The organism is Loktanella sp. DJP18 (assembly GCF_049310965.1).
Taxonomy (GTDB): Bacteria; Pseudomonadota; Alphaproteobacteria; order Rhodobacterales; family Rhodobacteraceae; genus Loktanella.
The window spans coordinates 1-11,994 of sequence record NZ_JBMERN010000114.1 but is presented as its reverse complement, the minus strand read 5'-3'; the positions used below and the strand labels follow the sequence as shown (position 1 = coordinate 11,994).

Here is an 11,994-nt window from a genome sequence, read left to right as displayed (position 1 = left end):
CGCCTCGGCGTCGGGTTTTTCAACGATCAGCATGCACCGCACCTCTACGAGACGGGACTTTTGATACTGGATCGGTGTAAACTAAAGGGAGTTACCTAAAAATATATTACATAATTATCCTTATGCGATATGTCAGTGTAAGCGCGGCACATTCTAATCTGGGTTTCGACAAATCCCCTATCTTGCTGAGAAGCAAGGAGAACGGAAGATGGCCCACACAGAGCTGAGTTTGCGTGAACGGCGCACGATTGAGGATATGTTGCACGCGAAGTTCGCGGTCGACAAGACCGCGGCCGCGATCGGTCGGCATCGCGCAACGACCCTTGAGATTCCGCTATCCTCAACCCAACAAGAAGCGCGTTTTGGGTATGGGGCACAGGTATTTCAATGGGCGTGGGCCGTGCTACTGTCCAGGCACAGACCCGCCGCCGTAGGTCAGATCAGGATCTTCAGCACGATGACGCCGAGCAACGCAAGGATCAGCCGGTCGAACACCGCCGCCGACAGCCGCCGTGCCAGAGCCTCGCCCGCCGGCATCGCGGCGAGGATGACGAGGAACGCGCCGGTGCTGATGACCAGCCCGTGCAGAGTCAGGATGCCGTAGCCCACAAGGAACGGGATCTGCGCCAGCGTCATGGCGCTGAAGAACAGCGAGACCGTCGCGACGAACTGCGCCCGGGGCATCCGCAGCGCATTGACGAAAGAGATCGAGACAGGCGCGCTGATCCCGGTCGCCCCCTGCAACAAGCCACCCGCCACGCCGACGGGCAACGCAAGCCGCCCGGCTGCCTGTTGCGACAGGCCCCAATCGGGCCGCGACACGCGGAACACGATGTAGGCCATGATGATGACCGCCATCGTCTGCAACAGCAGGTCCGGTGCCACATGTGCCAGCATCACCGTTCCCAGCGCCGCCCCCAGGAGGCCGCCCCCGGCAAGGGTCCAGACAAAGGGTCCCTTTGGCAGGTCTGCGCGATAGCGCCATCCTTGCAGGACGTTGGACAGCAGGTTCGACACCACCATCGCGACGATGGCACTCTGCACACCATAGAACAGCGAGATGACGGGCACGGCCACGATCGGGGCCCCTGCCCCGGTCGCCCCCTTCAGCACCCCACCGATGACCAGCGCGCCGATGCAAAGGGCCAGATGTAGCCAGAACTCGGGCGACATCGTCATTCAGTGGGCATCCGACACGGCGACCTGCACGTCCAGCAAGGCGGCGCGGCCGTCCTCGCGGATCACGGACAACGCGCGTGCCAGGGCGTCGGGCAGGTCCTGCGCGCGGGTCACGCGCTCTGCATGGGCGCGGCTGGCACCTGCGATCTGCACGAAGTCGGGGACGGGCGATAGGGACGTCAGCGGCATGGTGTTGGCCTTGACGGCTGCCCCGTCCGGATAGCCGCCCACGACGGAACGGCGCACCGCGTTCCACATGCCGTTGTTCTTGACGATGACGAGGATCGGCAGCTCAAGCGCCTCGGCGATCTGGTGGCAGGCCACAGGGTTGGCGAAGATGTAGGATCCGTCGCCCATCGCCGCGATCGTCAGCTTGCCGGGCCGGGCAAGCTGCGCACCGAGCGCCGCACCGAATGCCCAGCCCAGCCCGCCGGAGTGGGGGTTGGAAAACAGCCGGTTCGGCCCCTTGATCCGCATCGCGCCGGGGACGAGGCCCAGTTCGCTGAAGATGACGGCGTCGTCGTCCATGACGTCCGACAGGCACCGGCTCAGCCACTCTGCCCCCATCGGGTCGGCGGCGCGGGCGGCTTCGACCGTGCGGTCCATCGCCGCGCGGCGTGACTGGCCGCGATCCGTCAGATCGGTCAGCCGCCGGGTCAGCGTGTCTTTTGCCGGGGTCATGGCCGCGTCGATCGCGGCGATGGTCGCCGCAGGATCGCCGGTGATCGACAGTGCCGCGGGAAAACCGCGCATCGGCATCCGGGTGAACTGCGGGTCCGTCCCAATGTGGATCACCTTCGCGTCAGAGCCGGGCGCATGCAGCGACGCGATCCAGGGCACACCGGAATCAACAACGACGATGACATCCGCGTTCTTCGACAGCCCCGGCGCATAACCCAGCGCCACAAGGTCGTCGGATGCCAGCAGGTTACGCACGACGAAGGGCTCGACCGTACCAATCCCGTGCCGCGCACCCAAAGCCGACAACGCCGCAGCAAGCCGGCCCTCCGTATCGCCACGCTGGCAGATGATCAGCGGCCGCTCAGCAGCGTCCAGCAGGCGGGCGGCCTCTGCCACTGCCCCGGCATCCGGGGCTGCGGCAATGGCGGAAGGGCGAGGCGACGAATCGCTGACGCGCTCGCCGATTTGCGCGGTCAGCGGTTCGCGCGGCAGGCTCAGGTAGACGGGGCCGCGCGGTTCCGACATCGCGATCGACACGGCACGTGCGGCCAGCGGGCCACCCTGCTCGGGATAGCGGAGCTCGTAGTCGAACTTGACGGCCTCGCGCACCAGGGCTGTCTGGTCGAACATCTCTTGTCCATACTGGATCGGGGATACCCGTCCCCCGGCCCGCCCGATTTCTGTCAGCGGTGTGCGCCCGGACATCATCACAAGCGGCACGTTGTCGGAGGCGGCGTTCAGCACGCCCATCACCGCGTTCGCAAGGCCCACGTTCACATGCACCATGACGGACTGCGGCCGTCCGGTAACAAGGTAGAAGCCATGCGCCATCGCCACCGCCGCAGTTTCGTGCGGGGCCGTGACCGGTACCGGCACCGATGCGGACGGCAGGGACGCCAGCGCCTCGATCACCGGGGGAAAGTCCGTACCGGCGTTAGCGAACATGTAGTCCACGCCGCTGGATTTCAGTCCAATCAAAAGCGCCTCTGCGCCCGTCCGGGGGTCCGGGCTGGCCGATGATGTCATGGTGTTCCTCCTCCGCACCTCTCTGCGTGCGGCCAGATTGTGCTTGTCATGCGCTGTCATCAAGTCCAAATTGATCCCGAATCTCATTTGATGAGATAATTGTCACTCTCGAGGAGGGGAGTGACGGCTTCAGGGAGGAAGTAACCATGCGCCATACCATCGCCATCGCAGCCGTCGCGGCTACTGTGCTCGCCACTTCGGCCAGCGCCCAGAACGTCGGGATCGCTACCAGCAACCCCGGATCGTTGTTTCACAACATCGGCACGGCGGTTGCCAATGCGGCGAACCAGGCCGGGCTGAACACTACGATCCAGCCCGCCACCAGCCCGAACCAGTACATCCCCTTCGTGAATTCGGGCGGGATCGAATTCGGCGTGTCCAACCTGCAAGAGGTCGACTATGCGATCAGCGGTGCGGAGTGGTGGAACGGCGTCACCAACCCGAACCTGCGGATCGTCGCCAACCTGCAACCGCTGATCGAGGCGATCTTCGTGCGCGCCGACAGCGACATCATGTCGGTCGCCGACCTGAAGGGTCAGCGCATGACCGACGGCTATACCGCGCAGAACACCATCCTGCCGCAGCTTTCCGCGATCTATGCCACCGCAGGACTGACCCGTAACGACGTGGAACAGGTCTCGGTCGCGTCGGTCGTGGCGGGGGCGGATGCCTTCATGGCAGGTGACGTGGCAGGCTTCATCTTTGCCCAGGGGGCAGGCAAGGTGCGCGAGGCGGACGCCTCTGTTGGCGGACTGCGCGCGCTTGGCATCGACGATCCGTCGGACGCCAATCTGGCCGCCGCACGCGAACACTGGCCCACCGCGTCGTTCGTGGCGATGACTGCCGGGTCCGCGCCTGGCGTGACCGAGGACACGACCTACATCGCGTTTCCGCAAGTCGTCTTCACCAACGCCGACGTCCCGGACGAGGTCGTCTACCAAATGGCCAAGGCGATCTACGAACAGGCCGCGGTGATGACCGAAACCTTCGCGCCGATGGCCGAATTCAACCCCGAGGACATGATGGGCGACATTGGCAACGCCGAATTCCACCCCGGCGCACTGAAGTTTTTTGCCGAAGCCGGCCTGCAGTGAACCGCTGAACCATGACACCTGCGTCCCAACCCGAAGACACCGGACCCGGGCTCTCGCCCCGGATCTGGCGGCCACTGTCCGACACGCTGGCGATCCTGATGACCCTGATCGCTGTCGGCTGGGCCTTCTCGTTCAATCGTTATCTCGGGTTGGGACTCTATCCCGAACAATACTTTGCGGCGATGCTGGCGCTGGTTTTGCCGGTCGCCTACCTGACACTGCCCGCCACCAAGGGCGCGCAGCGGGTGCGGGTGCCTTACTTTGACGTGGCGCTGGGTGCGGCGGCTTTCGCCGCCTACGCCTATGTCGCCGTGAATTATCCGGCGCTCGTCCTGACGATCTTTGCCCAGCCCGTCACGGTCTGGCTGCCGGGGCTCGTCATCATCCTGACAACGCTCGAAGCGCTGCGCCGCGCAACCGGCTGGGCGCTGATCATCATCATCGCGGCCTTCATCCTTTATGCGCTGTTCGGCGACATCGTGCCCGGCCGCCTGCAGGGTCGCCCGCAGGACTGGCAGATGCTGACGGGCTACATGGCGGTCGATGCGAACGGCATCCTTGGGCTGCCGATGGCCGTCGCCTCCACCGTCGTCGTGGCCTTCATCCTGTTCGGGGTGCTATTGAACATCACTGGCGGGTCGAACTTCTTTACCGATGCCGCAATGATCGGCATGGGCCGCTTTCGCGGCGGGTCGATGAAAATCGCGGTGCTGGCCTCCGGCCTCTTCGGGTCGATCAGCGGGTCCGCGGTGGCCAACGTCGTCGGCACCGGGGTCGTGACGATCCCGATGATCAAACGTGACGGCTACCCCGCCCACAAGGCTGGCGCGATCGAGGCCGTCGCCTCCACAGGTGGCCAGCTCATGCCGCCCGTCATGGGGGCCTCGGCATTCCTGATGGCCGAATTCCTCGCCGTACCCTACGGGTCCATCGTGCTGGCCGCCCTCGTGCCCGCCCTGCTCTATTACGTCGCCCTGTTCATTCAGGCCGACCTCGAGGCAGCCAAGCTCGGCATCAAGGCGATCCCGAAAGAAGACATCCCCGATGGCCGCATCGTCGCCCGTGGCACCCATTTCGCCGTCGCCTTTGCCGTGCTGATCTACCTGCTATTCTGGCAGGGCTACCAGCCCGAACGCGCCGCGCTCTGGGCGGCGCTCGTGCTGATCGCGACCGCCATGCTGATCGGCTACCGCGGCGTGCGGCCCGGCTGGCGTGTGATCTTCTCGGCCCTCGCGCAGACCGGCTATGGCGTGATCGAGATCCTGCTGATCTCGGCTGCCTCCGGCATCGTCATCGCCGTGCTGAACGTGACCGGACTGTCGTTCAACCTGACTTATGCGCTAGTGCAGGTTGGCGGCGGCAACGCACCGCTTTTGCTCGCGCTGTCGGCCGTCGTCTGCATCATCCTCGGCATGGGACTGCCGACGCTGGGCGTCTACGTGCTGCTTGCCGCCCTTGTCGCACCCGCGCTGATCGACGTCGGGATAGAGCCGATTGCCGCCCACCTCTACGTCCTCTACTTCGGCATGATGTCGATGATCACGCCGCCGATCGCACTGGCCGCTTTTGCGGCAGCGGCGATTGCCAAGGCGTCACCCATGGCAACCGGCTGGGCGGCAATGCGGTTCGGCTGGTCGGCCTACGTGATCCCGGTGCTGTTCGTGTTTTCACCGACCCTCATCATGATCGGCGCCCCGATGGACATCGCCATCGCAATCATCACGGCAGTCATCGGCGTCTGGCTGGTCTCGGCGGCGATTGCCGGCTACTTCAGCCAGGCCCTTTCACCGCTGTCGCGGGTCCTCTTCGCGGTCTTCGGCCTGCTGGCGCTGGTCCCGGCGGGCATGTTCGACGGCGCGGTTTATTCCGACTTCGTCGGCGTCCTCGGCGGCCTTGCCCTCATGGCGTTCGAAGTCCGCAAGGCCCGCAGGACAGAGGTGCCCGCGTGAATACCGGCGTCGGCAGCGCAGCCCGCATCCTTGGCATCTTGGAGCTCTTTTCCGAGGAAAAGCTGGAATGGACACCGGACGAGATGATGGCCGTCCTCGGCTACAGCCGTCCGACTCTATACCGCTATATCAAGGCGTTGAAGGATTCGGGGTTCTTGTCGCAGAACGGTCCGCATGGACTGACACTGGGTCCGCGCGTGGTCGAAATGGACTTTCTGATGCGCAAGTCCGACGGATTGCTGCGCGAAGGTGCCACGGTCCTGCGCGATCTGGCGCAGATCGTGCCCTGCACGGCGCTGCTGGTCCGCTGGTATGGCAACAAGCTGCTTTGCGTGGCCTCTGAAGTCTCGACCCCCGATCCAAAGTCCAGCTACCCGCGCGGCCGCCCCATGCCGCTGGCGCGCGGTGCCATTTCCCGCGCGATCCTGGCGCACCTGCCGCGTCGCCAGATGCTGGCGAAGATCGCCGAGAACCTGCCCGCCCTGCGCGACATCGGCCTTGGGGACACAGTGGAAGAGATCGCAGAGGCCCTGCGCCGGATGCGTCGGGACGGTGCCCTGATCGCGCGGGGCGAGGTGACGTCAGGTGTCATCGGCGTCGCGGCCCCGGTCTTTGACGACAGCCAGGCCCCGATTGCCGTGCTTTGCATGACCATCGACCGTGACAGTCTGGACGATGAGACCCTTGCCACCGTGTCCGATGTGGTCTGGGCCGCGAGCCTTAGGCTCAGCGACCGGCTGACCACCATGCGCAGCAGCGGCATAGCGCTCGACGCGCTGTGACCACGACATATCCAAAAGGAACGAACCCATGAAAAAGATCGACATTTTCAATCACATCTGGCCAAAGCCCTTTCACGACGCGCTGATCGCACATGTGGGCGAAACCACCGATATCACCCGTCGGTCAGAAGCCGTGCCGATGATGACGAACCTGGACCGCCGGTTCGAGGTAATGGACATGTTCGGTGAAGACTACTGCCAGATCCTCTCGCTCGCCTCGCCACCGTTCGAGAAATACGCCGACCCCGCGACGTCGCTTGAACTGGCCAGCATCGGGTCCGACAGCATGGCCGAACTGTGCCAGAAATACCCGGACCGGTTCCCCGGCTTCATCGGCACCGCCGTCCTGAACAACCCCGACGCGATGGTCGAAGACGCCCGTCGCAACATCGAGGATCTGGGTGCCTGCGGCATGCAGATCTTTACCAACGTCAGTGGCAAACCGCTTGACCTGCCGGAATTCGCGCCGTTCTTCGACTACATGGCCAGCACCGGCAAGGCGATCTGGATGCACCCGGCGCGGGGCGCGAACTTTCCCGACTACCTGACAGAGGACCAGTCCGAATACGAGATCTGGTGGACCTTTGGCTGGCCCTACGAAACCTCTGCCGCGATGGCGCGCATGGTCTTTTCCGGCCTGTTCGACCGGCACCCCGACCTGCAGGTCATCACCCACCACGCCGGCGGCATGATCCCGTTCTTCGAAGGCCGCGTCGGCGCGGGTTGGGACCAGATGGGGGCCCGCACCACCGACCGCGACCTTGCTGCCGTGCGCAAATCGCTGAAGAAACCGCACCTCGACTACTTCAAGGCGTTCCATGCGGATACGGCCTCCTTCGGGTCGGAACGGGCCATTGCCCATGCCATCGATTTCTTCGGCGAGGATCGGGTGATGTTCGCCTCTGACGCGCCCTTCGATCCCGAAGGCGGACCGATGTATATCCGAGACACGATCGAGATTCTGGACCGGATGGATATCTCGGACGCGACACGGCAGAAGGTCTATCAGGACAATGCGTTGAAACTGCTGGGCCTGAAACTGTGACCCTGCCCACGGCCTCTCATTACATCGGCGGTGCCTGGGTGACTGACGGCCCGCTGGCCGACAGCGTGAACCCGGCGGACGACACCGTGCTGGGGCAGTTCCACGCCGGGTCCGCCGCCCTGGTGGATCAGGCCGCGACCGAGGCGCGGCGCGTGTTCACGGCAACCGACTGGGCGCATGCCCCGCGCGTGCGGGCGCAGGTACTGTTCGAATTTGCGGACGCCATGGCTGCCGCGCGGGACGACATCGCCGACCTGATCGTGGCAGAGAACGGCAAGTTGCGATCAGAAGCGATCGGCGAGACGATGGGGGCCATCTCCGAGGCGCGGTATTACGCCGGCCTTGCCCGCACGATCCGCGGCACGATGCAGGAAATTACCCCAGGTCAGATGTCCCTGTTCCACCGCGAAGCGGCGGGCGTCGCGGGCATCATCGTGCCGTGGAATGCACCGGTCACTTTGCTCGTGCGGTCCCTCGCCCCGGCTCTTGCGGCTGGTTGCACCTGCGTGCTGAAACCCGCGCGGCAGACGCCGCTGGTTCACGCGCGGATCATGGCCTGCCTTGCCGCCTGCCCGTCTCTGCCTGCCGGGGTCGTCAATTCCGTGAACGAGGCCGATATCGCGGTCGGTCAGGCCATCGTCGCCACGCCGTTGATCGACGTCATCTCCTTCACCGGGTCATCCGCCACCGGCAAGGCCGTGATGGCCGGAGCCGCGCCGACGCTGAAGCGGGTCGGGCTGGAACTAGGCGGCAAGGCTCCTGCCCTCATCTTTAGCGATGCCGACCTTGACGCCGCCGTGCGCGAACTGACCCATGGCGCGCTGACGATGGCCGGGCAGATCTGCGTCGCCGCCGCGCGGTTCATCGTCCACGACAGCATCGCGCAGGATTTCACCGACCGCATCAAGGCCGCCTTTGCTGCCGTGCGCGTCGGACCGGGCCGCGATCCCGCCAGTCAGATGGGCAGCCTGATCGACCGCGACAACCTGATACGGCTTGAACACATCATCGCACGGGCGGGTGATGAGGGCGAACTCGTGCTGAAAGGCCAGCCGACCGGCAAGGGCGCGTTCCTGACCCCGACGCTGTTCCGCATCAACGATCTTACGTCGTCGCTGGTACAGGACGAACTTTTCGGCCCCATCGTTTCGATCGAGACCTTCTCTGACGAAGCTGAGGCCGTGACGCGCGCGAATGCCACGGCATACGGCCTTGCTGCCAGCGTGTTCACGACCGACCACGCTCGCGCCCTGCGCGTCAGCCGGGCGGTCCGCGCCGGGACAATCTGGATCAACAGCCACATGCGCCTGTCGGCCGAAGCCGAAACCGGCGGCTTTGGCCAATCCGGGCTGGGGCGATTGCACGGGCCGGAGGGACTGTATGACTTTCTGGAAACCAAGCATATTTACACCGAACAAGGACTGATCTGAACGATGACGGAACAACGGGACTACGACGTCATCATCTCTGGTGGCGGGCCTGTCGGCATGGGGCTTGCGATCGAGCTTGGCCAGCGAGGCGTGCGGGTGCTGGTCATCGAGCGCTACGCGCAGCCGCAGCCGGTGCCGAAGGGTCAGAACCTGACCCAGCGCACGACGGAGCATTTCCATGCCTGGGGCTGCGAACCCGCCCTGCGCGCCGCCCGCACGATTCCCTCCGACATGGGGATCGGCGGCCTGACGCTTTATCGCACCTTGCTGTCGGACTATTCCTACGACTGGCTGAACCGCGCCAGCGTGAACGAATACTACCACACGACGAACGAACGCCTGCCGCAGTATGAAACCGAAGGCGTCCTGCGCGCCCGTGCGGCCAAGGTGGCAAGCATAGACATCCGCTATGGCTGGTCCGTTACATCCGTCACGGACAACGGCGATCACGTCACCGTCCACGCGGCCGAACACAAGGGCGATGGGCGCGATGTGCTGACCGCGCGCTACGTCGTCGGCTGCGACGGCGCGAAATCCGCCGTCCGCGAAACCGGCGACATCCCGCAGAAACGGTCCGACCACGACCAGATGATGGTCCTGCTGGTGTTCCGGTCGATGGAACTGCACGAGCTGCTGAAACGCTATCCGGGCAAGGCGTTCTACAACGTGTTGCACCCGGAGCTGAAGGGCTACTGGCGCTTCTTTGGCCGCGTCGACGTGGGCAGCTGGTTCTTTCACGCGCCGGTGCCGGCAGGCACGACGGAGGATAGCGACTTTATCACGATGCTCCACGAGGTCGTGGGCCAGCACTTCGATCTGGACATAGACTATGTCGGGTTCTGGGACTTGCGTGTGTCCATCGCCGAACGCTACCGCGCCGGCCGCGTCTTTGTCGCGGGCGACGCCGCGCACAGCCACCCGCCTTATGGCGGCTACGGAATCAACACCGGGTTTGAGGATGCGCGCAATCTGGGGTGGAAGCTGGCCGCCGTCCTGCAGGGCTGGGGCGGGCCGGACCTGCTGGACAGCTATGATGCCGAACGACGCCCGGTCTTCGAATCGACGGCGAGGGATTTCATCGAGAAATTCATCGACGATGACAATGAATTTCTCCAGACCTACGACCCCGAAAAAGACCTTGCGGCCTTCGAGGCGGCATGGTCTGCGCGCAACGCCGATGCGGCAGAGGTTGCGCGCTTTGCACCAAATTACACAGGATCACCCATCATCCCCGGCACGACGGGGCAGCCCAGTGCATTGGGAAATCACACTTTTCTTGCAAGGGCGGGACATCATCTGGCACCGGCAGTCCTGTCGGACGGCACGCCGGTTTTTGACAGGCTCGGCCCGGAATTCACACTTCTGGCCTTTGGGGCCAGTCCCGACGCTCTGCACCGGGCGACGCAGGCTGCCGCTGCCGCAAATGTGCCGCTGACAATCGTGACGGACGACAGTGTCACCCGCTACGGCGCACGGCTGGTCCTGGTCCGCCCGGACCACTTCGTCGCATGGGCGGGGGATGACTGGCCGTCAAACGCAGCGTTGCCGGCGCGCTGCGCTGGACACCCGGCCTGACGATCAGGCTGCGGCGGGCGCCGGCTGGTCGGGGCAAAGCCCCCTGCCCCGCTGTCAAAAAGCGTCGCGCGTGTCAGCCGCGGATGAACCGCAGGATACTGGCGGCCACGTCGCCAAGGTCCATCAGCCGGGCATAAAGATGCTCTTTTGCCACAAAGGGCGTCCCGCCGGGGCCCCGCAGTTCCGATTCCAGCGTCGCGACCAGACGGCGCAGGCGGCGGCGGTGAATCCCCAGTCGCGCCTGCACCGGATCGGCAAGGACACCGGCAAAGGCCGCGATGACGGACCCGCACATGACAAGCGCCGCGATGATGCCGCCGACCATCCAGCCGGGAACGCCGACCGGGAAGGCACTGTACCAGACCCCGCCCAGCGTCGTGCCCAATGCAAAGTCTGAAATCGCCTGATGCCGCGCGACCGCGTCCGCGATGCCCGGTGCCATTGACACCATCCCCGGCGTGATCGCCTGAAACAGCAGGCCCCCGACGACAAGCACCAGCACAGAGGTCGTGATCTCGGCCACGGCGGACCGGGTGCCGGAATAGTCCGACAGCGCGGCGGTCAGTCGTGCGGCTAGGGCGTTGGCGTTTGGCACACTGTCGCTTTTGCGGATCGCCTCGCGGAACTGCGGCGCGGCCAGGATGGCACGGTGCAGGTCAGTGGGATCGCGGTCTGACGTCCCGGCGGGCATGGGCAGGTTCAGCAGATCGGTCACGATCAGCGTCTCGACGCGGGCGGCGACGGCGGTGCGCAACAGAATTCGTCGCCGCCGCAATCCATCAGCGGCGCGTTGCCAGCCGATCCCTTGAAACAGTGCCGCAACGATCCGCGTCAGCAGCAGGACCGGCGAGAGCACGACATTGACCGGTGCGCGCAGGATATCAAGACCGAGGGCTGCGCCATGCAGCCGCCATGTGCCGGGCCACGTGAAGTGGCGATCCACGAACCCGTCAATCGCAGCGCGGTGGGCATCGAAGTCATGCACCTTTGGTCGGCCCACTTCTGCACGGTTCTGTCGCAAACTTTTTTGACTTTCGCTAGGTTAGGTGATGCGGCAGTAATTTTGCGGCAGAGATGGCGGACGAGAGGGGCGGAGCGATGGTTGACTTCAAGGGCGTACATTTCCCAAAGCGATCTTATATGCCGTGTTCTTCTATCTGCGCTACCCTGGTTCCTACCGCGATCTCGAGGAGATCATGGAGGAGCGTGGCGTTGATGTTGATCATGGGACGC

General features: G+C 64.7%; 9 protein-coding genes and 2 pseudogenes. 8 read left to right on the top strand and 3 right to left on the bottom strand.

Annotated elements, in window-relative coordinates:
• Window positions 1-208: 208 nt before the first annotated feature.
• Window positions 209-319, top strand: a pseudogene (locus ACOI1H_RS20355) (helix-turn-helix domain-containing protein); the annotation flags it as partial.
• 116 nt (window positions 320-435) lie between these two features.
• On the opposite strand, the gene ACOI1H_RS20350 reads toward ACOI1H_RS20355, so the two are convergent.
• Together ACOI1H_RS20350 and ACOI1H_RS20345 are read right to left on the bottom strand one after the other, a co-directional pair.
• Complete coding sequence (locus ACOI1H_RS20350) at window positions 436-1,179, bottom strand: TSUP family transporter (protein ID WP_422439741.1); 744 nt, start codon at window positions 1,177-1,179, stop codon at window positions 436-438.
• Window positions 1,180-2,886, bottom strand: a complete 1,707-nt coding sequence (locus ACOI1H_RS20345; RefSeq protein WP_422439740.1) for a thiamine pyrophosphate-requiring protein — start codon at window positions 2,884-2,886, stop codon at window positions 1,180-1,182.
• A gap of 146 nt (window positions 2,887-3,032) precedes the next feature.
• Between ACOI1H_RS20345 and ACOI1H_RS20340 the strand changes: the two genes are divergently transcribed.
• The 6 genes from ACOI1H_RS20340 to ACOI1H_RS20315 are packed head-to-tail and all read left to right on the top strand — an operon-like array spanning window position 3,033 to window position 10,761.
• Window positions 3,033-3,980, top strand: a complete 948-nt coding sequence (locus tag ACOI1H_RS20340) for a TAXI family TRAP transporter solute-binding subunit (protein WP_422439739.1) — start codon at window positions 3,033-3,035, stop codon at window positions 3,978-3,980.
• A gap of 11 nt (window positions 3,981-3,991) precedes the next feature.
• Window positions 3,992-5,929, top strand: coding sequence for a TRAP transporter permease (locus tag ACOI1H_RS20335; protein WP_422439737.1), 1,938 nt, complete (start codon window positions 3,992-3,994; stop codon window positions 5,927-5,929).
• Complete coding sequence (locus ACOI1H_RS20330; RefSeq protein WP_422439735.1) at window positions 5,926-6,711, top strand: IclR family transcriptional regulator; 786 nt, start codon at window positions 5,926-5,928, stop codon at window positions 6,709-6,711. Before ACOI1H_RS20335 ends, ACOI1H_RS20330 begins: the two co-directional genes overlap by 4 nt.
• Before the next feature lie 28 nt (window positions 6,712-6,739).
• Window positions 6,740-7,756 (top strand): amidohydrolase family protein, encoded by a 1,017-nt coding sequence (locus tag ACOI1H_RS20325; RefSeq protein ID WP_422439733.1) that lies wholly within the window; start codon window positions 6,740-6,742, stop codon window positions 7,754-7,756.
• The gene (locus ACOI1H_RS20320) at window positions 7,753-9,186 is read left to right on the top strand and encodes an aldehyde dehydrogenase family protein (protein WP_422439732.1); all 1,434 of its coding nucleotides are present in this window, start codon (window positions 7,753-7,755) and stop codon (window positions 9,184-9,186) included. Before ACOI1H_RS20325 ends, ACOI1H_RS20320 begins: the two co-directional genes overlap by 4 nt.
• Before the next feature lie 3 nt (window positions 9,187-9,189).
• Window positions 9,190-10,761 (top strand): FAD-dependent monooxygenase, encoded by a 1,572-nt coding sequence (locus ACOI1H_RS20315; RefSeq protein WP_422439730.1) that lies wholly within the window; start codon window positions 9,190-9,192, stop codon window positions 10,759-10,761.
• Between the two features lie 73 nt (window positions 10,762-10,834).
• On the opposite strand, the gene ACOI1H_RS20310 is transcribed toward ACOI1H_RS20315, so the two are convergent.
• A complete protein-coding gene (locus tag ACOI1H_RS20310; RefSeq protein WP_422439728.1) occupies window positions 10,835-11,761 on the bottom strand; it encodes a DUF6635 family protein in 927 nt (308 codons plus the stop codon).
• A 98-nt stretch (window positions 11,762-11,859) separates the two neighbouring features.
• On the opposite strand from ACOI1H_RS20310, the pseudogene ACOI1H_RS20305 reads away from it, so the two are divergent.
• Window positions 11,860-11,994, top strand: a pseudogene (locus ACOI1H_RS20305) (IS6 family transposase); the annotation flags it as partial.